Here is a 20,586-nt window from a genome sequence, read left to right as displayed (position 1 = left end):
CGTGCAGGCGTCGCGACAGGTTTCCCGGCCGGCTTGGCAGGAGGGGGTGGCGCCGGTTGCGGTGCCGGTTTCGCTGCGGGTTGCGGTGCCGGATTGGCGGCCTGCTGCGGCTTGGCCTGTGGCGCCTGCACATTTGCTGCCTGAGAGGTCTGCGCCTGTTCAGCGTTTGCGACCTGACCCGGTTGGCCCGTCGCGGTTGGTTCTTGTGCCACTAAGGACCTCTCGTGTAGTTACTGGTCATTGCGTACATCGTCTGGTCTTTCGATACCAGATAGCCAATATGGATGAAGAATGACAGACATGAGTTCCATTCCCCAAAGCAACGCTCGGCCAATGCGGCGATTTGCCACCGCACGGTCTGTTGTGGCACTGATCATGCGCGAGATGTCAACAAGCTATGGCCGTTCGCCGGGTGGATACGCATGGGCTGTCATCGAACCTGCCGCAGGTATTGCACTGTTATCGCTGGTCTTTTCGGCAGGATTTCGCAATCCGCCCGTCGGGATCAGCTTTCCGATGTATTATGCGACGGGTATGCTGCCATTCATGATGTTCAACGACATTCACGGCAAGATCGCAACCTGTCTGATGTTTTCCAAACAGCTGCTTGCCTACCCGACAGTGACCTTTGTCGATGCGATTATGGCACGTTTCATCCTGAACATGGTCACGCTTCTTCTGGTCGGTTACATCATTTTCTCTGGCTGTCTTTTGTTGTTCGAAACCCGTACCACCCTTGATTTGCCCGTCATCATTCAATCCTATGCGCTTGCAGCATTTCTGGCATTGGGAGTTGGCACGCTAAACGCCTACACCTTCACCCGCTTCAATGTCGTTCAGCGGTTCTGGTCGATCCTTATGCGACCCATGTTTCTTATCTCGGGCGTGCTTCTTCCACTCAACGCAATCCCGCAACCCTATCGCGATTACCTGTGGTACAATCCGCTTGTTCATGTAGTCGGCCTGATGCGCGCGGGTTTTTACGGAACCTATGACGCAAGCTATATCTCGATTCCCTATGTTGTTGGCATTTCACTGGCTTGCTTTGCCATGGGTTTATTGTTGCTGCGCCGCTACCATCAGGACCTGTTGATGCTGTAACGTGCAGGTCAACTGCGCCGCAGCTTTGGCGCATAGGCCATCAAGATCCGCTTCCAGCGCGGGATACTTTGATGACGCACTTCAGCATCCAATGCCTGCAACGCTTCGAGCAAAACAAAAAGAGCGGCATCCCACGTCTCGATGTCAGAGCCTTCGGGGGGGCGATCGGGCAGATCGGGCGGGGTCGTGCCCGCGGCTGAAGCAGCCGACAAAACGCCCGATTTGAGGGCATCGAACAGCGGTCCGAACTGCGCGGGATCGTTCAGGCGCGTCACCCCTTCACGAATGTCTTCGTGATAAGGTAATTCCCTTATCCAGCGCGAATCTGACATGATGTCCGCCAGATCCTGTGCCTCCAGAACCGCGCTCAGGGTTTCCACTGCCGCCAGACGCACAGGACGCAGGGCCTGTACATGGCGCGACAGGACCGCCCAAAGCTTGCGCCCCGGAACTGGCGGGCACCAGCGTTGCACCACAAATTCGATGGCTCCCGCGTGGCCGGTGGGCCGGAACGCACGGTTGCGCAGCAAAAAGCCGGTCAGAATCGCGGAAGAGGCCGTGTTGCGCTGTACGTCGTCCTTCAGCGGCAGCCCGTAGAAGTCTGCAAATTTGGCAACCACATCCGGGCGCTGTCCACGCACCCGGATCCGCACATTGGGGATTTTTGCCCATGCGGCGATATCGTCGGCAAAGCTGTAGGGCATGTTCGAGCGTTCCAGCCAGCTGTCCAGATCGGGCCGGTGCCAGATCCCCCATTGATAAAAGGCTGCATTTGTCCAGTCGATGACCGGGCGCAGGAACACCACGACATCCACCGGCGGATTCCCCCAGGCTGCAAGCGCCTCGGCAAAGGCTGCGTGATGGCTGATCCAGCCCTCGCTTGACAGGATCGGCACATAGTTGCGGCGCCGGCCCCGCTGCAATGTCTGGCGCATGGCATCAAACAGGCTTGCGTGGTTCTCCTGAGGGCCCAGATTGGGCCACGAGGCGTATCCATAGGCCGACAACCGCGCCACGCTCGTGAGTGCGTTGCCCGATTGCACGGTCCACTTGCCGGTCAGCGAGCCCGAAGCGCAGGTGTAGCGATAGTGCGTACCATCCAGCCCGTACAGGTCAGGGGTCGCGCTGAGGGCGGTTTGCAAGGCGGAGCTGCCACATTTCGGGGCGCCGACGTGCAGGATCATCCGGGGCTTGTGGTCAGTCGTCATCATGCGTCTCGGGTCGTGGGGCGCAGCGCTGTCAAAAGCGCGGCAATGTCGATGTCGCGCGCCTCGGGCAACGGCAGCACGGCACCGGGCGCTCCCGCTGCCAGGGCCGCTTTGACTGCATCGCCCTGCGCACCCAGATCGAAAGAGACAACCGGCATGCCCGTGGCCAGCACTTCGTGGGTGGCAAAGGAAAAGGTCTCGGGCCAGATCGCAGGCATCAGCCAACCTGAAATACGGTAACGCGCCACCAGCCCTTCAAGGTCGCGCAGCTCGTAGCTGCCGTGCACCTGCGCAGGGGCCGCCAGCGGCCATGCCGGATCAAGATGCCCGATCACCACCAGCCGCGCAGCGCCCGACCGCGCCAGATCGCGGCTGAGCTTTTGCAGAACCGCCGCGCCCTTTTGATAGCCGATGTTGCCCAGCACCCCGATCACGGGAATACCGTCATCGACCGCGTCAATCTGTGGAACCCTGTCGACCAGCTGGTGCGGCACGACCACCAGCGACCTGGCAGCGTTTGGATAGGCGCGGGCGACCAGTTCGGCGCTGTTGGCGGAAAACACCACACAGCGGTCCGCCGCATCCACCAACGCCCCCCACGCCGCCTGCCAGTCTGCCAATGTGGCGTCGGGCCGTCCGGGGCGGGTGTAGCTGTGCGCGGGATCGTCCGCCAGGGGGCCGCCTGCCACCGGCACCCCGCGATAGGCCCCACCCTTGCCCAGCAGCGTATAGGACGGGCTGATCGGAAAGAAATCGTGAAACAACACTTCGACAGGATGGGTGCGCCCCTCGGCACGGGCGATGCGCAACAGCACCTGTGGCAGAACCACAGCATCGCGCGCGCCGACACCACAGGAATAGATCAGCCGCAAGCGCGGCAGGCGGGTCAACAATTGCTCGACCAGCGCGCTGTCGTTGGTGCGCCCCTGCGTCGTGCCCATCCCGGTGTAAAGCTCAAGCCGCCAGGTGTGCCCGCCGCCAACACGCAACACGACCACGGCCTGCCCCGCGCCCAGATGCCGGCCGATGCAATCTTGCAGGTATTTGTCAGCACCGCCGCCCATGGCATGGGCCAGATAGACCGGCACTTCGTCCTGCCGCGCTGCGGCCCAGCTTAGCCCCAGCGCCAGCCGCGCGGTGTTCAGCGGGTCGGCGCGGATGAACTCTTGCACCTCGGCGTCATAACTGGGGTAACGTCGGCTGATTTCGGCGCCGTTGCGCTCCAACAGCGCCTGTTTGGCCGCTGATCCAAAAGATTCCCCGCCGCGATGTTCGACAAACAGGTTCGGCACACAGACATTGCGCCCGCCCAATGCGCGCGCCTTTTGGCACCAGTCGGTTTCTTCGCCGTAGCCGCGCCCGAAAATCGTGTCCAGTTGCGGCAACTGATCCAGAAACCTGCGCGACAGCGCCATGCAAAACCCGACACCGGTGGGGGCATCCACCAGCCCAAGCACCCCGTTCAGGTCTTGCGCGGCAAGATCCAGCGCATCGGCTTCGCCCGGCTGCAACGGGTGGCGCTGGCAGATCACCGGCACCGTGAAAATCTCGGCGTCATTCGACATTGGCGTCACGGTGGCCACGGTGTCGTCGGCAAGGGGCGCCAGCAACCGCGTTGCCCATCCCTGCGGCAGCAATACGTCGGAATTCAACAGCACCACCGGCGCATCACGGTCTGCAGCCACGCTCAGCGCACGGTTGACGCTGCCAATAAACCCCAGGTTCCGGTCATTGCGCAACAAGGTCACGCGGTCGCCCTGATCGGCAGCCCAGCCTTGCAGCATCGGCCAGACACGTTCGTCGGACGAACAATCCTCGACCGCGACAAGATGCCAGTCCAGATCGGTGTGCGCCGCAAGACGTTCCAGACATTCGCCAAGAACGTCAAAGGCGTTATAGACAGGGAGCAAAATGGTAACGGCCTGATGCGGCGTCGCAACCGGCTGCGCGGGCACCAGCGCGCCGCCCATCATCTCGGCCGATGTCGACGCGGGCACAAGGCCAAGCCGTTCCTTGACCACTTCGCGCGCGCCCAGATCACCGTTGCGTTTCCATTGCCAGATCGTCGGCAACAACCGGACCAGAGCAAGAATGTACGGAAAGATCAATCTGGCCCGTGCACGCGCGATCTGTCCGCCGGAAAACCCCGCAAACACACAGCTGACCGCGCCACCGCCATCGTCGGCCTGTACGATCGGGTCTCCAACCTCGAACGGGATATCCAGCGTAAAGCCACGCGCATCCGATCCGGGCTGGGTCAGTTCCGGCACCGTCCACAGCCGCGTGCGGTTCAGCACAAGCCCGATGCGCGCGGCCTCGGACCAGCCTTCGACGATCAAACGGTTTCCACGCAGCGCGATCCGTTCGATCCGCCCGAAATCTGCGCCCGTTTCGTCGACTATCGGCCCGCCGGGGCGGTCAAGGGACAGGTTATGTTCCGCGTAGCGCAGGAAAATCAGGTACAATCTGCGCAACACCAGTGGCACACCCTTTATCATGAACGATCGACGCAACCTATCTTTGCGGTCTCGCAGTGTCCATCCAATGTGGCGGCTCCAGGCAGGTTTAGCGGACCACTAAGATGCGCCCGAAACAGCGGATGCAAGGCGCTTAGATCCAAATGAAAAAGCATGTTTCAGCAGATCAAACGGCCTGAGAATCAGGAAAAATCGAAGCGAACCTGACCAGAAAACACACGCTATGGCGATAATTAGGGGGGAATTTCTTGACAGAATTCCCTCGGCAGAATCTGGCGCGCGGAAATGACCTTATCAACAGATTCAAGGTCTTAACCCTACGTCAACGCAAACTGACGCGCCCCACCAACCTTTGCAAATATTTGCCGAAAAAATTGGACTGGAATTCCTTACTTGCCAGACCAGTACGATCCCTGCACCTTAATCGTATATTAACAAAGCCGACAATTTTGCGGTTTAGCACTTCATTTGGACACAAAAAACCGGGCGCCGCTCGGATGCAAAGGATATTCCCATGACAACTACACCCCTTGTCTGGCTCGATGAGTTCACCGCCAACCTGATAACCACGGACACCCAGAACGATCCTGTGATCACCGGTTTGTCCAATGGCAACTTTCTGGTCACCTGGACCGATTCAAATGATACTGCCGCCTCAGGTGCGGGAACGGACATCGTTGGCGTGATCTATGACGCGCTTGGAAATCCGGTAAGCGGTACGTTGTTTCTGAACAGCGGCTTCGGCTTTGCCCGCAGTGAATCAGATCCCGTGATCGCCGCCACCAACGACGGCGGCTTCGTTTTGGTTTATGAATTCTCCGATGGCGCCGACAACGACATTATCTTTGGACGCTATGATGCCGCCGGTACGCGCACGCAGTCGGGGTTTGTCGAAATCGATGCAAGTTCGGCTACGGTATTTCGCGACCCATCGGTGGCGATGCGGTCGGACAACTCTTTCCTTGTGACCTATGAATCCGACAACGGGAACGACGAGGATATCGTCGGCCGCGTGGTCGAGGCGAATGGCACCGTGGGATCGCTGATCCAGATCCGTTCCGATGACGATACTAGTGGAAGCACTTCCAACCCGATCGACCCTGACAGTGCAACGCTGACCAATGATGTGGTCGTTACTGTCTTCCGCGAAAAGGATGACACGGACTACGACATTGAGGTTAGGGCGGTTAACGCCGACGATACGCTCGGTTTCAGCATCAACATCAACAGTGATGCCACTGAAGACAGCGACCCTCATATCGCGGCCCTATCGGGTGGCGGGTTCGTTGTGGTCTGGCAGGTCGGCCTTGATATCGTTGCCTCGGTTCGCAATGCCAACGGGTCAACGGCGGTGGCGCTTGCCACCATTGCGTCTGGTACCGACAGCCAGAATGAACCTGATGTCATCGGGCTTGAGGATGGCGGGTTCTTTGTGGTTTGGGACAATGACACGCTCAACACGTTGGAAGGACGGCGGTTCAATGCCTCGGGCGTGGCGGTAGGGAGTACTGTGACTATTTCCACTGCGGGTGTCGAAACGACACCCGAACTGGGCCTGACTTCGGACGGGCGCATTTTGATCACCTGGTCCGACAACGTTGAGGTGCTGACGGCCATCTACGACCCGCGCGAGAATTTCATCACCGTGGACGCGAGCGATGGCGTGACCACTGGCACACAGCAAAACGACACAATTGCCGGATCGAGCTCTAGTGACGTAATTTTTGGTGTGGGTGGCAACGACGACATCTCCGGCAATAGCGGGAACGACAGCATTGACGGCGGCGATGGCAACGACAACCTGCTGGGCGGGTTAGGCATCGACACGATCATAGGGGGGGCAGGCAACGACGCCATCAACGGCGGTCTGAGCACCGACAGCATCGAGGGCGGCGACGGCGACGACAGTATCTTTGTCAGCGCAGGTGATTTCCTCGACAATGTCGACGGTGGCGCAGGCACTGACGAACTGAACCACACGGCTGTCCTGGCCACGGACGTGGACGGAGCCATCTTCGACTTTATTACGGGCACGATCACGTCAAGCTTCGACACGGGTACGCCCACGATCGCCAATATTGAACGCTATCTTGACGGTGATGGCAGCAATACCATCATTATGGGCAACGGTCTGACCTTTGCCCAGGGCAGCGGCGGCAATGACACCATCACCGGATCAACCAGCGTCGATACAATCTTTGGCGGCGACGGCAACGATGTCATCGATGGTGGCCTCGGCAGCGACAGTATCGACGGTGGCAACGGCAACGATGTCGTCGATGGGGGCAGCGGCAGCGACAGTATCAACGGCGGCAACGGCAACGATACCCTCTCTGGCGGATCCCTCACCGATACGATCAGTGGGGGCGCCGGCGACGATGTGATAGACGGCGGGCTGAATACCGACAGCATTGATGGCGGTGACGGCAACGATACCATTATTGTTGGCGCGGGCGATTTCCTCGACAACGTTGACGGCGGCACTGGTGTCGACGAGCTGGATCACAGCGCGGTTTCCGCCGGGCAGGTCAATGGTGCCATCTTCGATTTCCTTGCGGGTACGATCACCTCGGACTTCGACACGGGTACGCCCACGATCGCCAATATTGAACGCTATCTTGACGGTGATGGCAGCAATACCATCATCATGGGCGGCGGGTTGACCTATGCCCACGGCAACGGCGGCGACGACACGATCAGCGGTTCTTCAATTGGTGATGAGATCGAGGGCGGCGGTGGCAACGACTTGATCGACGGCAACAGCGGCAGCGATACTATTATGGGCGACGCTGGCAACGACACGTTGTCCGGCGGCAACGGCACTGATTACATCGAAGGTGGCGACGGCAACGATATCATCTTTGGCGGCAGCACCTTCGACGACACGATGCGCGGCGGCAACGGCAACGACACGATCGAGGCTGTCGGTGGCGGCCTGATCGAGGGCAACGCCGGTAACGACACCTTCGTCGTGCTGAATGGCAACGTGACCGGTGACACTGATACCGCTGACGGCGACCTGTTCGACGGCGGCACCGGCACAGACGTCTTTGATGCCAGCAACGAAAATAGTGTGTCCTATACCATCAACCTTCTGGCGCAAACCCTGGACTGGGGAACCGTCGGGTCCCGGACTGTTTCTCTGATGAACTTCGAGAATGCCATCGGCAGCCAGGCTGACGATACAATCATCGGCGACACTCTCGACAACATGCTGAATGGCATTGCCGGCGATGATAGTATCGAAGGTAACGGCGGCAATGACACGCTCCTGGGTGGTGACGGAGTCGATACGCTCAACGGCGGGGCCGGCGACGACAGGCTCGACGGGGGCAACGACAACGACGTGCTGCAGGGCTCGATCGGGAACGACACGCTGATCGGCAACAACGGTGGTGACATTCTGAACGGCCAGGCGGGCGATGACGTGCTGCGCGGCGGCACCGGCATCGACGTGCTTTACGGCGGCGATGACAATGACCTGATGTTCGGCGGTGGCAACGGCGATACGCTGGAAGGTGGCAACGGTGCTGACACCCTTATCGGTGAAAACGGTTCTGACAGCATTCTTGGCGAAAGCGGTGCCGACAGCATCACCGGCGGTGCCGGTAACGACACCATTCGCGGCGGTGGCAACAACGACACCATCTCGGGCGGTTCCTTCAACGACCTGATCTTTGGCGAAGATGGCTCGGACAATCTTTCGGGCGATGCCGGGAATGACACGCTTTCGGGCGGTATCGGCAATGACACGCTGGACGGAGGCGGCGGTGCCGACAGCCTGGACGGCGGGGATTGGTCAGACACGCTGATCGGAGGACTTGGCGACGACACCCTGCGCGGCGGCAATGGCTTTGACTCGCTTGATGGCGGCAGCGGCAACGACTTCCTGCTTGGCGGGGCCGATAACGACATACTGATTGGCGGCACTGGTGGCGATACGTTGAACGGTCAAAACGGCGCCGACACGATTGACGGCGGCATTGGCGCAGACAGCATCATTGGCGGCGGCGGTGCCGACAGCATCCTTGGCGGAGACAACAACGACACGATCTCTGGCGGGGATAACAACGACACGATCTCTGGCGGTGACGGATCCGACTTGATCTTTGGCGGCAACGGATCGGACGAAATCTTTGGCAACGAAGGCAACGATACGATCACTGGCGGTGCGGGCAACGACCGCATCCTGGGCGGGATCGGCGCAGATGACTTTATCTTTGCGGCTGGCTTTGGCAATGACTCGATCGAAGGCTTCACGATGGGCTTTGACGATATCATCATGCAGGGCTTTACCGCAGGAGATCTGACGTTGAGCAACGCAGGTGGCAACACCATCGTCGATGTGAATGCAACTTCGGACTCGATCACCATTGTCGGGGTTACGCTGACCGACTTCTCGGACTTCACATTTGCATGAATCAACAGGTCAGGGGCATGTCCCCTGACCCGCAAATAGAAAACGGGCCCTGACGCTGTGTCGGGGCCCGTTTTTTTGCTGCAACAGATGTCTGTTGGTTTTCGCTGCAGTTAGTAGCCTGCGTCGGCTTCCACTTTGGGACCGCCGGTTTCGACCCAGGCTTTTTCAACCGCATCATTCCACAAGGGATTTTCAGCCCAGGTGCTGAAGGTCCCCATAAAGGTCGACCCTGACCCGAAGGCATTGTCGTAATGCAGGGGATCAGGTTCGCCCCCGACATAGGCAGCAATCGCTTCAAGTGTGGGCATGTCCCGCGCGACGAGGTCTTCAAAGCGCACGGTCAATGTGCTTTCGTCACGTTGCCAGGGCAGGTGCATGGCAATGAAATCCGGTACAGAATGGGCAAACATACCACCACGGATAACGTTCTCGAGATATTCACTGCTGGCTTCGAGTTCCGGGTTCTGCTTGATACGATGGCGCATCCAGCTCACAGCAATGTTGCGCGGATGACGCAGAATGAACAGATGCCGATGCGCTTTCAGGCGCTCTGCCAGCTGGGGACGGTGGATAAGGTGACAGTGTATGAAATGCGTGTCATCCAAGGCAAAAATCTTTGCCAGCGGGGTTACGCTGGTCGAAAAAAGTTCAGCCGAAGGTCGCTTGATCAACGTACCACCCTGTTGCGTCTTGCCCATTGAAAGCATGAGGCTAGTTAGAAAATGCGTCCCCGATTTGGAACAGCCACTACACAGAATCATACGCTCTCTCTTCTCTAAAGGCTGCTGATCCCGAGCGATCACTGCCGAGGACCCGCAACATGTAGGGCAATTTACAGATACAGCCCCTAGTTACAATAGGTTGAAAACATGCCTACATGTTGCGGGTCTTTTCAAGTGCCGCGTCAAGCGTCCTGAAGTTCCTGAACAATCTCGCTGTACATACGAATATGCAAGGCAATCACGTCCTCCCATGAGATCACCGTATCAAGGGTGTGCGCCCCTTCAAAAAGGCGGTCGGTGATGCCATCTGTGTTGTTCACGATCGCCTTGAGAACAGGCGCATCGAGCCGGATGTCACCGGACAGGATCACGCCATTTTCGCCATCACGGATCAGGTCGGGCACCATACCGCACATGGTGGCCAGCACCGGTGTGGAACTTGACAATGCTTCGGGCAGGTTCGCCGGACCACCCTCATAGGTGGACACCATCATCAGGAAATCCATCTGCGCATACAAGGAGCCGAACAGGCGGTAAGGTAGATATTCAAAGACATCCACTTCGAACCCCAGCTCGCGCATGCGTGCAGCATCCAGCGCACGGCCCGCACCCACCAAGGTAAAGCGCACCCGATCGGGATCGAACAATTCAAGGCTCTCGAAAATATAGGCGTCGCCCTTGAACCGGCGGTCATAGCGTTTTGACACGATGCCAATGTTCAGTTTGCGCGTGGGGTCAAAGGTTTTTTTCTGACGCGCGAATATGTTCGTATCAAACCCGTGCGGGATCACGACGGTATTGTGCATATCCACCGCAGCAAGGTCTTCGACCTGAAGCGAGTTCAGACACACAATCCGCGCTGTCTGACAGTAGACCTGCCAGAATTTCTTGGGGTCCAGCCAGGGGTCCACGTCGCGCGGATCGTGGTGCACCGTGACGACAGCAGGTTCTTTCAACTCGGTCTCAAGGTGGGGGCGGTGGTAGTGATACACATCCGCCCCTTCCACGGGTTCCTCGCTGATCTTAATCTGGATCAGGCTGGGATCAAACTGCACGTATCTTTTGAAAATATCGTGGAAAATCTTTGACTTAAGATCACGAGTGATAACAAAATTGATTGTGAGCGGATAGTTCACATTGGCGGGCAAGGTGGATTTGAAATCCTGTGTGGCAATCTTATGCAACGGTAAACTCCCAAGATGAATCGCTGTCCAGCCAGCACACGCCAGAGTAAAGAACGGCAGGAACCGCTTTGTAGGCGCCGGGCTCTTCAGGGGTTTGGAACTGAATCGGGCCTTGATGATTGAAATAAAGGTCTTTGGTCAGCGCTGTTTTGAGGCCGTTCAACACGACCCGCTCCCCATCTGCTTTGAAAATATGATACGAAAGGTTGAAGCTTTTTCCTCGGCTAACCATCGGAAAGAAGTGCTCTGTGTCGTTGACGACGGACATTTCCACCATATGGATTGAACCGCACATTTCGAAATGCGTCGGGAAATCCCGAAAAGAAATCTTCAACCCACTTGCCAGTTCAGCCACCTTATTGTCGGGCGGCAAGGGCAGCTTTTTGCGCAACACACCTGACCAGACGTGCGCCGGTGTCCGCGCGCCTATTTCGATCTCGCTCAGCTCCAGCTCGGTGCGCACCGGTGTTTTTTGTTCCAGCGGTGTTTCGCGTATGAGCATTTTCGAGATCTTCAACTCGCCCGATCTGTGGATGGATACAGTGCCGTATTGAAACAGATCGACAAGGAACCGGTCAAAGGCCCGATAGCCTTCCAGATCAAGAAGTCCCTCACCGCTGCTGACTGCCGCCACCATCTCGTCGATACTTTGGCAATCGTGGGTAAAGCCCGCTTCAGAGTAGAATGCGTGCCCCAAGACGATAGGCTTGAGTCCCAGCATCGCTGCTTCGATCCCGGTCTGCGAGGTGAAGGTCAGGCAAAACTGGCTGTCTTCCAACAACGCCTGCATGTTGACATCTTCCACCAGCATCACGCGGGCGCGTTTTTCGTCCGGCAGGTTTGAAACATGCTCGGCCAGCGCGTCGAAGGTGCGCGGGGTTTGCAGGTGTACTTTTTTCATCTCCCAGGGATGGGCCTTGAAGATGATATTGCATTCGGTGTCTTCCAGCAGCCGGTCGATCATTTCGCGATAGACGGGCACCGACGAAACAAAGGGAAAGCCGTTTTCGATCAGGGAAAAGTCGTTGACCACCTGTCCCACGATCAACGCTTGTGGCCGGTCCTCGGGGAAACGTGGCAAATCGCGTACCGGTGGCTGGACGACATTCTTGTTGTTGGCCTGCATCACCTTGTTGCGCGCCTTGATAACCTCGCGGTCATATTGGCTGGGCACTTCCAGATCAGGGTTGCGCCGCGACTTGCGCAATGTTGCGTGTTGGGCGCCACAGTTGTTGGCGATCGGATGATACATCTCTTCGAACAGGAAATCGTTGCCAGTGAATGTGCTTTCCATCACGATCGCTCGGGTCTGACTACGGCGTAGCAATTCCAGCAAGGTCCGAGCGTATGTCATCGAACCAGAGAACACACAGCAGAAGTGGTTTTTGAATATCTGGCCGCGCATGTCATACCAGTGGTTCAGCCAGTGGCTGGCAACCGCCATGTTCAACGCCAATGTCTCGTGGTCTTCGGCAAAAGCCTTGTCGAAGATCATGCGGTCGTCTTTGGGCATCACATCGGTTTGCCAGTTGTCCATCGACAACAGGTAGGCCAGCATTTCAGACCGGCACAAAGGCCAAAGGTTAAGGTGCGCAACCTTGGCGTTATACAGGCTGTCAGCGTCGTAGGCCGCAAAAACGCTTGCCTGCGTCTGGATAGAGCGCGCCATCAGCGGGCTTACCCGGTCGGCCAGGTCGGTGTATTTGCCCAAACTGGTGATCAGGCCGTAACCGTCCTGTTTTTTGTCGAGCAATGTGTTCGCTTCATAATGGTTCGACGCCAGCACTTTGAAAAGGGATGGAAAATTTCTCTCGTGCAGGTGAAATGAATCGGCGAGAGCAATGTTAAGCATGCTGTCTGGTCCTTTGAAATCTTCTGCTAGATATGGATAAATAGGCTTATTCGTGTACGTTCGCACGCTTTCCTAGACGCGCCTCACCTCGAAAGCAAGTCGCTAGACGCTGCCAGCTCCCCCTATGGTGGTTCTGCTGAAAAACTGCTCAAAACGCGCCTCGGAGAGTCACCGCCGAATGGTTCAAGCGGCAATGGCAGTTGGCGAACGACTATGCTAATGTCCTCGCTGAATTCATTAGTAAGCCGGAAATATCATGACTGTTACATTCGATCAAAGCTCTGATTCGACCATCCAGCGCACCGCCTCGCGCGTATTGAAGACCGAAGCCGACGCCCTGTCCTATTTGGCACAGAACCTGCCCGACGATTTTGTCCCCGCCGTACGCGCCATTTTGCAATGCAAAGGGCGCGTGATCATTTCTGGCATCGGCAAATCGGGACACATCGGGCGCAAGATTGCGGCCACCCTCGCCTCAACAGGTACACCATCGTATTTCGTCCACTGTGCCGAAGCCAGCCACGGCGATCTGGGCATGGTTGGGCGCGACGATGCCTGTGTTCTGATCTCGAATTCCGGCGAAACCGCCGAGCTGCGCGACATGGTTTACCACACGCAGCGGTTTTCGATCCCGATGATCGGGATTTCATCGAACCCCGACAGCACTTTGATGCAGGCAGCGGATTATCGTTTGACATTGCCCAAGCTGCCCGAGGCTTGTTCGATCGGCATGGCCCCCACCACCTCGACCACGCTGACACTGGCGATTGGCGATGCGCTGGCCGTGGCGTTGATGGAGCAGCGCAATTTCGCACCTGAAGATTTCGGAATCTACCATCCCGGCGGGAAACTCGGTGCACAGATGCGCACGGTGGCCGAACTGATGCATGGCGGTGATGAAATCCCCGTTTTGCAGGAAGATGCACCGATGCAGGATGTTCTGATGGCCATGACCTCAAAAGGGTTCGGCATCGGCGTTCTGGTGAAAGACGGCGCTCTGACCGGGGTCATCACAGATGGCGACTTGCGGCGCAATATGGTGGGGCTGATGGACCGCACGGCCGCCGAGATTGCCAACCCCGATCCCTTGACCGTAGCGCCCGAGTGCCTTGCACCCGAAGCGCTGGCCATTCTGAACGAACGCAAGATCAACGTGCTTCTGGTTGCTGATGCACAGCGTCGTCCGTTGGGTGTCCTGCATATCCACGATCTGCTGCGTGCGGGTGTTGCCTGATCCCATGAGGTCGGCCACGTCAAAAGGCATTCGGGTACGGGGCGGATCCGCCTCGGGCCTGTGTTGTGGCATTTGGAACGGTCCCGTGCTAAGGCCCAAAACCACGGGCCGCTTGGGTCCGCCACAGGCTGTTCACCAATTGCTCTTTTGACTAGAATTTAAACCGAACCCCCATTACCGCTGCCCCGGACACGCTCAGTCCGACACTGGAGATTCTATGAAGACCGTCATTTTCATTCCCGCACGCTATGCCTCGACACGCTATCCGGCCAAACCACTGGCCACGCTGCGTCAGAAGGACGGCACGCAAAAGACGCTGATCCAGATGAGCTGGGAAGCCGCCTGTGCGATCAAAGGCGTTGACGCCGTTTATGTCGCCACCGATGACGACCGTATTGCCGAGGCCGCGCGCGGGTTTGGGGCCGAGGTCGTAATGACCAGTGAAGCCTGCGAAAACGGCACCGCGCGCTGTGCGGATGCGATGAAGAATTCCGGCATCGACGCCGATTTGATCGTCAACTTTCAAGGCGATGCGCCGTTGACCCCGCCGTGGTTTGTCGAGGCGCTGATTGGTGCAATGAAAGAGGATGCCGGTGTTGGCATGGCAACCCCGGTTCTGCGCTGCGACCGCGACACCTATGACGCCTTCAAGGAAGACCGCGCGCACGGCCGGGTCGGCGGCACCACCGCCGTCTTTGATGGGGCGATGAACGCGCTGTATTTTTCCAAGGAAGTCCTGCCCTACATAGATCCCGGCAAGCTGCCCGATCCGATCCCCGTGTTTCACCACGTCGGCGTCTATGCCTATCGCCCCGAAGCGTTGGCTGCCTATGTGGCCACCCCCGTCTGCCAGCTCGAGACCCTCGAAGGGCTCGAACAGCTTCGGTTCCTGCACGCGGGCATCCCTGTGCGCTGCGTCGAAGTCGACGCGCGCGGCCGCGTGTTCTGGGAGCTGAACAATCCTACCGACGTCCCCCGTATTGAAAAAGCCCTGGAGGCAATGCAATGACCGAACCCCGTATCGTAAATGTCGGCGACATCGCTATCGGCGCCAAGAACCCCTTTGCGCTGATCACCGGCCCCTGCCAGTTGGAATCGCTGGATCACGCGCGCATGATGGCCGAAAAGATCGCCGAAGCCTGCGCCGCCACCGGCACGCGCTTTATCTTCAAGGCCAGCTACGACAAGGCAAACCGGTCTTCGATCAGCACCCAGCGCGGTCTGGGCATGGACGAGGGTCTGACCATCCTGTCGAAAATCCGTGACGAATTCGGCTGTCCGATCCTGACAGATGTGCACGACGCCGCCCAATGCGCCCCTGCGGGCGAAGTGGTGGACGTGATCCAGATCCCCGCCTTTTTGTGCCGCCAGACCGATCTGTTGCTGGCCGCCGGCCAGACCGGCTGCGCGATCAACGTCAAAAAGGGCCAGTTTCTGGCACCCTGGGACATGGGCAACGTGGCCGAGAAAATCGCCTCGACCGGCAATGAAAAAATCATGCTGTGCGACCGTGGTACCTCGTTTGGATATAACACGCTGGTCAGTGATTTCCGTGGCCTGCCGACCATGGCTGCTACGGGCTATCCGGTGGTCTTTGATGCCACCCATTCGGTACAGCAACCAGGCGGTCAGGGCACCACATCCGGCGGCCAACGCGAATTCGCGCCTGTGCTGGCGCGTGCGGCTGTTGCGGTTGGTGTTTCGGCGCTTTTCATCGAGACACACGAAGACCCCGACAATGCACCCAGCGACGGCCCCAACATGATCCCGGTGACAAAAATGGCCCAGCTGATCGGCCAGTTGCGCGAGATCGACGACCTGACCAAAGGCCAGGAATCCATAAACCTGAACGGGTAGTCCGAGGCTTGACTCTCCCCTCTTGCTCTTACTAACCCACAGGCAAAGGAGCCTTTTCATATGACGGAAAAAACCACCGCCGAGATCGCCGAGCAGGTCAGTTTGCTGATGCAGATCGACCGCAACCACGGCCAGATCAGCAGCAAGGTCGACATGGAAGCGCTGAGCAATCTGCCTGCCCATATCGCCTCGGTTTTTGAAGAGGCAAATACCATCAGTGGAGAGCTGACTCCGACACAGGCCTATGCGTTGGTCAACACGCGGATTTCTCAGCTTCAGGCGCAGGTCTATCTGATGCGTCTGGAGCTGGAAAATCGCAATCCCCGCGATCCGGCCAGCATCTATGAAGATCCGATGGTCATTTCGGCCTACGGAGAGCGTGTCAGCGGGCTTGGTTCGCGCAGCAAGACATTCAGCTTCGGTCCCGAAATTCTAGCCGATGGCTGGTACTCGATGGAAATGTCAGACAATATCTGTCACCGCTGGATGCGTCCGGGTGCGACATCTCTGGCCTGTGTGCCGCATCTGGGTCAGGGCGCGCAAAAGCTGACCATCAATGGCTATGTGATGCACGAAGAACAGCTTGATGGTCTCACCATTTCCTCGGCGGGGAAAATGGCCGAAATCGAAGTGACGGAAAGAGGAACAATCGCTCGGTTTGAAGCGGTACTTGACCTGTCAGCTCAAGATGTGAAGTCAGCCAATTATCTGCCGGTGGAATTCCATTTGGAATCCTTCAGGACGCCCAACGAGGTAGACAGCCGTCTGCTTGGGGCAAACATCCAAGGCTTTACCCTTACCAGCATAGTGGACGCCGCCGCATGAAAGTTGCGGCGTTGTGTGATTTTCCCTTTTGGGAGGGACGTGTCGGCACGGCCGTGCGCATGGAAAGCCTGTGCCGGTCATTGGCGAAGGTCTGCGATCTCAGTGTCATTGCATCTGTGACCATGCCGGAACGCTACAACGCCCAGATGGCGCAGGCGCCCTATCGTCTGATCGACCGCAGCGCGCTTAAGCAGGTACATGAAGAAACGCCTGACTGGCAAATTGCAGGGGTGCGCCCGGATCGACAGGTCACGGTCAAAGGCATCAAGCGATTGGTGGAAACCGGCGGCTATGACGCGGTACTGACCCCCTATTTCAACCGCGACTGGATGGTGCAAAACATTGCAGGCGACGTGCTGCGCATCGTTGACACCCACGACTGCCAGTCCCAACGCACCCGCTCTTTTGCGCGCCATGGGCTGACCCCTACCTTTCCCATGACACCAGAGGAAGAAGGGGCAAAGCTTGATGAATACGACATCGCGCTGGCCTTGTCGGACGAGGACCAGATCGAATTCGCCGCGATCACGACCACGCCCGTTGTGACCGCGCCGTTCCGGCTGCCTGCGAAACCACTTTATTCGATCCGCGAACAGGCCAGCGAAGTTATGTTTATCGCCGCGAAAAGCGATATCAACGACCTGACATTGGCCTATTTGCTGGAACAGGTGCTGCCGCTGGTGGGTCGCCAGCTTACGCTGCATGTGGTGGGCAATGTCACTATTCCCGACAGCTGCCCGCCGAACGTGAAGCTGGTACACCACCAAAACGTCGAGGATCTGGGGTGGATCTACCGCGCGGTGGATCTGGCGCTGAACCCGACCTATGCGGGTGGTGGGATCAAGACCAAGACACTCGAGGCGATGGCCTATGGTGTGCCGGTGCTCACATCGGACGAAGGCGCGCGCGGATTGTCGCACCTGCTGCCCGCCGAACTGATTATCAATGACAAATACACCTTTGCCCAACGTATCGGTACGCTGCTTGATGATCCTGCCCGCCGTCAGGCGCTGTCGCAGGACATGCTGGCGCGGATAACCGCTGAGGACAGCGACAGTTGGCTGCCGACATTCGAGCGGTTGATGCGTGCCCAAATATCCCACCGTCAGGAGCTTCGCGCCTCATGATCCGTTTAGGCAAGAAAGCAGCCAGCAGCACTCCAACCCCCATGCCCGAAGTCACGGCGCGGCGGATCGTGTTTTCGGGTGACTTCATGCGCCCTTCGGTGGCTGGTTTGCGACCGACGCAGCATGAAAACATCATGTGGCTTTACAAGTTGCTCAAAACCCCGCTGGAGATGGCCACGGGCCTGCCATCTGGCATCGTGCATTGGGACAACAACTGGGTCAACGGATCTGTTCTGGATGCGGGCACGGTCGAAGCAATCTATCGCATGATGGGCCTGACACCTGGCATCAAAGACTGGCCGCGCATCTTTGACGCAAAAGAATTGCCGCAACCGGTCGAGGATCTGATGCTGCGGTATTTCGAGGGCAGCTTTGTCGTCGGCTTTGAACTACCGCCGTTTTTGGTGGCCTTTCTGGACCGCCACGATATCGGCTTTGTCGATTGCTCCCTCGCGCCTGTGCGGTTCATGGATGATCTGCTGTTCGAATTAAGCTCGAACAGCACCCCGATCACCGAAGCCTTGCAGCCCCATGCGGTCAATGAGGATTTCATCCGCCTGTATGCTGGCGTGCTGTCGTCCAATGTGGCCAAGGTAAATCCAAAACCGCCGCGCCCCAACAGCCTGCTGGTGATCTTGCAGACCCAATTCGACAAAGTTGTGATCGAGAACGGAAAATTCGCAACCGTGCTCGACCATCTGGACGTTCTCAAGACTGTGGCCAAAGACTATGATCACCTGCTGATCAAGGAACACCCGCTGGAACCCCAGCCCGAAACGCGCGCGCAGTTGCTGAAAATCATGCCCGGAACGCAAGTCACCGAAGACAACTTTTATCGGTTGATTTCTCATGACAATCTGACCGGCGTCGCGGCGCTGTCGTCAAGCTGTGTGCTGGAAGCGCGCTATTTTGGCAAAAAGGGACACTATCTGTTGCCCGAATATACGCCCCAGCGCTTCACGGTTGGCCAGCGCGGGGTCACGATCGACGATGCGGTGATCTGTCCCGACTTCTGGCGTGATGTGCTGGCCCCCTCGCCCTGCCCCGTTACACCCAAGGACGGGCTGCGCTTGCCGCCCAAGCCCAACCGCTTTCGCCAGCAACTGCGCAGTGCCTGGAGCTATAACCAGATTGACACCGACATTGCTGTCGGCTGGGCCCCGCAACCGACAAAGTAAGATCGCGAAAAGTGAGTAATTTGCAGGATATGTTCGATCCCAACAGAGACGTAAAAGACGAATATGGGCAAAAACATGGCTCTTTTCACAGTTTATCCGGCAAGAAAGCGCGCGATGCGATCAGTGTACATTCAATCATTGCAGGCGTCGGCGTAGCGGATAGAAGCAATCAAATCATCTCGGGTCTCGGCTCATGCCCAGGACCCAATCAACCTTATTCCATGTTGCGTTCGAGCGGTCAGCCTCGTAGTGACAGTGGCGTTTCATACGCGGAAAGTGACAACTCATGAAAAAAGCATTTATCACCGGCATTACAGGTCAGGATGGCGCCTATCTGGCCAAGCTTCTGCTGGACAAAGGTTACGAAGTTCACGGTGGTGTGCGCCGCATTTCGCAGCCTGAGAACACCCGGCTCGATATTCTGGGAGTCTCTAATGATGTACACTTGCATGAATTCGATCTGACCGAACATAACAACATCTTCCGCGTTATTCGCGACATCGAGATGGACGAATTCTATAACCTTGCCGCACAGTCCTTTGTCGGATCCAGCTGGGAACTGCCGGTCTATACCGCAGATGTTGATGGCATGGCTGTTGTGCGCATCCTTGATACCTTGCGCACGATCCGCCCCGAAACGCGGTTCTATCAGGCTTCGACCTCGGAAATGTTTGGTCTGGTACAAGAAGTGCCACAGTCCGAAACAACACGTCTTTACCCGCGCTCGCCTTATGGTGTCGCCAAGGTTTACGGCCACTACATCACCATGAACTACCGCGAAAGCTTTGGCATGCATGCCTCGTCGGGGATCTTGTTCAACCACGAAAGCCCGCTGCGCGGCAAGGAATTCGTGACCCGCAAGATCACGCTGGGCCTCGCGGCGCTGGCGCATGGCGGCGATCAACCTGTCGAGCTGGGCAATATGGATGCCAAACGCGATTGGGGTTTTGCCCAGGACTATGTCGAAGGCATGTGGCGGATGCTGCAACAGGACGAAGCCGACGATTATGTGTTGGCAACAGGCGTTACCACCACGATCCGCGACTTTTTCACCTACGCAGCCGAAGCGCTGGGAATGGATCTGGAATGGTCCGGCGAGAACGAGAACGAAACCGCCACCGATCGCAAGACCGGCAAGCTGGTTATGAAAGTGAACAAAAAGTTCTATCGCCCCGCAGAGGTTGACCTGTTGATCGGCGATCCGAGCAAAGCCCAGGAAAAACTGGGATGGAAAGCTTCGGTCGACATTCAAAATCTGGCACAAATGATGGCCAAGTCGGACTTTGACGCACACCGCTGATCGCAAAGTCAAAGATGTCGGGTATCGCTTCAGGCGGTGCCCGACGTGCATTTTAGGATCGGGCCAAGCCCGCGATGTTTTTTTCAAGAAGGAAATTTCCC

The 20,586-nt window shown here is 57.7% G+C and carries 14 protein-coding genes; 9 read left to right on the top strand and 5 right to left on the bottom strand.

Translation table 11 applies throughout. From position 1 onward, the window contains the following. Positions 1–333 precede the first annotated feature (333 nt). Positions 334–1,101 (top strand): ABC transporter permease, encoded by a 768-nt coding sequence (locus tag DSM107133_RS18935; protein ID WP_114294774.1) that lies wholly within the window; start codon positions 334–336, stop codon positions 1,099–1,101. Between the two features lie 8 nt (positions 1,102–1,109). On the opposite strand, the gene DSM107133_RS18930 is transcribed toward DSM107133_RS18935, so the two are convergent. Both DSM107133_RS18930 and DSM107133_RS18925 read right to left on the bottom strand, forming a co-directional pair. Next, a complete protein-coding gene (locus DSM107133_RS18930) occupies positions 1,110–2,312 on the bottom strand; it encodes a hypothetical protein (RefSeq protein ID WP_205387870.1) in 1,203 nt (400 codons plus the stop codon). Continuing rightward, positions 2,309–4,807 (bottom strand): glycosyltransferase, encoded by a 2,499-nt coding sequence (locus tag DSM107133_RS18925; protein ID WP_114294772.1) that lies wholly within the window; start codon positions 4,805–4,807, stop codon positions 2,309–2,311. Before DSM107133_RS18925 ends, DSM107133_RS18930 begins: the two co-directional genes overlap by 4 nt. 493 nt (positions 4,808–5,300) lie before the next feature. On the opposite strand from DSM107133_RS18925, the gene DSM107133_RS18920 reads away from it, so the two are divergent. After that, positions 5,301–9,206, top strand: a complete 3,906-nt coding sequence (locus tag DSM107133_RS18920; RefSeq protein WP_114294771.1) for a calcium-binding protein — start codon at positions 5,301–5,303, stop codon at positions 9,204–9,206. 110 nt (positions 9,207–9,316) lie between these two features. Here DSM107133_RS18920 and DSM107133_RS18915 read toward each other — a convergent pair whose 3' ends face one another. From DSM107133_RS18915 to DSM107133_RS18905, 3 genes are all read right to left on the bottom strand, one after another. Continuing rightward, positions 9,317–9,967, bottom strand: a complete 651-nt coding sequence (locus DSM107133_RS18915) for a sulfotransferase domain-containing protein (protein WP_114294770.1) — start codon at positions 9,965–9,967, stop codon at positions 9,317–9,319. A gap of 143 nt (positions 9,968–10,110) precedes the next feature. Then, a complete protein-coding gene (locus DSM107133_RS18910) occupies positions 10,111–10,983 on the bottom strand; it encodes a glycosyltransferase family 4 protein (protein ID WP_162792117.1) in 873 nt (290 codons plus the stop codon). A 121-nt stretch (positions 10,984–11,104) separates the two neighbouring features. After that, positions 11,105–13,030, bottom strand: coding sequence for a hypothetical protein (locus DSM107133_RS18905; RefSeq protein ID WP_162792116.1), 1,926 nt, complete (start codon positions 13,028–13,030; stop codon positions 11,105–11,107). 190 nt (positions 13,031–13,220) lie between these two features. Between DSM107133_RS18905 and DSM107133_RS18900 the strand changes: the two genes are divergently transcribed. The 7 genes from DSM107133_RS18900 (at position 13,221) to gmd (ending at position 20,485) form a co-directional block, all read left to right on the top strand. Then, positions 13,221–14,198, top strand: coding sequence for a KpsF/GutQ family sugar-phosphate isomerase (locus DSM107133_RS18900; protein ID WP_114294767.1), 978 nt, complete (start codon positions 13,221–13,223; stop codon positions 14,196–14,198). Between the two features lie 217 nt (positions 14,199–14,415). Next, the gene (locus DSM107133_RS18895; RefSeq protein WP_114294766.1) at positions 14,416–15,207 is read left to right on the top strand and encodes a manno-octulosonate cytidylyltransferase; all 792 of its coding nucleotides are present in this window, start codon (positions 14,416–14,418) and stop codon (positions 15,205–15,207) included. Continuing rightward, on the top strand, positions 15,204–16,055 hold the full coding sequence (gene kdsA, locus DSM107133_RS18890; RefSeq protein WP_114294765.1) for a 3-deoxy-8-phosphooctulonate synthase: 852 nt from the start codon (positions 15,204–15,206) through the stop codon (positions 16,053–16,055). The genes DSM107133_RS18895 and kdsA overlap by 4 nt, the downstream gene beginning before the upstream one ends. Positions 16,056–16,115: 60 nt before the next feature. Continuing rightward, complete coding sequence (locus DSM107133_RS18885) at positions 16,116–16,880, top strand: hypothetical protein (RefSeq protein WP_114294764.1); 765 nt, start codon at positions 16,116–16,118, stop codon at positions 16,878–16,880. Continuing rightward, on the top strand, positions 16,877–18,007 hold the full coding sequence (locus tag DSM107133_RS18880) for a glycosyltransferase (RefSeq protein ID WP_114294763.1): 1,131 nt from the start codon (positions 16,877–16,879) through the stop codon (positions 18,005–18,007). The genes DSM107133_RS18885 and DSM107133_RS18880 overlap by 4 nt, the downstream gene beginning before the upstream one ends. 41 nt (positions 18,008–18,048) lie before the next feature. Further along, on the top strand, positions 18,049–19,185 hold the full coding sequence (locus DSM107133_RS18875; RefSeq protein ID WP_114294762.1) for a hypothetical protein: 1,137 nt from the start codon (positions 18,049–18,051) through the stop codon (positions 19,183–19,185). 286 nt (positions 19,186–19,471) lie between these two features. Further along, the gene (gene gmd, locus DSM107133_RS18870) at positions 19,472–20,485 is read left to right on the top strand and encodes a GDP-mannose 4,6-dehydratase (RefSeq protein ID WP_114294761.1); all 1,014 of its coding nucleotides are present in this window, start codon (positions 19,472–19,474) and stop codon (positions 20,483–20,485) included. Positions 20,486–20,586 lie beyond the last annotated feature (101 nt).

The organism is Pseudosulfitobacter sp. DSM 107133 (assembly GCF_022788695.1).
Taxonomy (GTDB): Bacteria; Pseudomonadota; Alphaproteobacteria; order Rhodobacterales; family Rhodobacteraceae; genus Pseudosulfitobacter.
Note: the sequence above shows the minus strand (reverse complement) of the source record. Positions and strands in the feature narration are given on the sequence as shown.

What these genes read in the sequence shown, in the direction of transcription:
- DSM107133_RS18935 (WP_114294774.1), top strand. Translation starts at nt 334, where the DNA reads ATGCGGCGATTTGCCACCGCACGGTCTGTTGTGGCACTGATCATGCGC.
- DSM107133_RS18930 (WP_205387870.1), bottom strand. Translation starts at nt 2,312, where the DNA reads ATGATGACGACTGACCACAAGCCCCGGATGATCCTGCACGTCGGCGCC.
- DSM107133_RS18925 (WP_114294772.1), bottom strand. Translation starts at nt 4,807, where the DNA reads ATGATAAAGGGTGTGCCACTGGTGTTGCGCAGATTGTACCTGATTTTC.
- DSM107133_RS18895 (WP_114294766.1), top strand. Translation starts at nt 14,416, where the DNA reads ATGAAGACCGTCATTTTCATTCCCGCACGCTATGCCTCGACACGCTAT.
- DSM107133_RS18900 (WP_114294767.1), top strand. Translation starts at nt 13,221, where the DNA reads ATGACTGTTACATTCGATCAAAGCTCTGATTCGACCATCCAGCGCACC.
- gmd (WP_114294761.1), top strand. Translation starts at nt 19,472, where the DNA reads ATGAAAAAAGCATTTATCACCGGCATTACAGGTCAGGATGGCGCCTAT.
- DSM107133_RS18880 (WP_114294763.1), top strand. Translation starts at nt 16,877, where the DNA reads ATGAAAGTTGCGGCGTTGTGTGATTTTCCCTTTTGGGAGGGACGTGTC.
- DSM107133_RS18875 (WP_114294762.1), top strand. Translation starts at nt 18,049, where the DNA reads ATGCCCGAAGTCACGGCGCGGCGGATCGTGTTTTCGGGTGACTTCATG.
- DSM107133_RS18920 (WP_114294771.1), top strand. Translation starts at nt 5,301, where the DNA reads ATGACAACTACACCCCTTGTCTGGCTCGATGAGTTCACCGCCAACCTG.
- DSM107133_RS18885 (WP_114294764.1), top strand. Translation starts at nt 16,116, where the DNA reads ATGACGGAAAAAACCACCGCCGAGATCGCCGAGCAGGTCAGTTTGCTG.
- kdsA (WP_114294765.1), top strand. Translation starts at nt 15,204, where the DNA reads ATGACCGAACCCCGTATCGTAAATGTCGGCGACATCGCTATCGGCGCC.
- DSM107133_RS18915 (WP_114294770.1), bottom strand. Translation starts at nt 9,967, where the DNA reads ATGATTCTGTGTAGTGGCTGTTCCAAATCGGGGACGCATTTTCTAACT.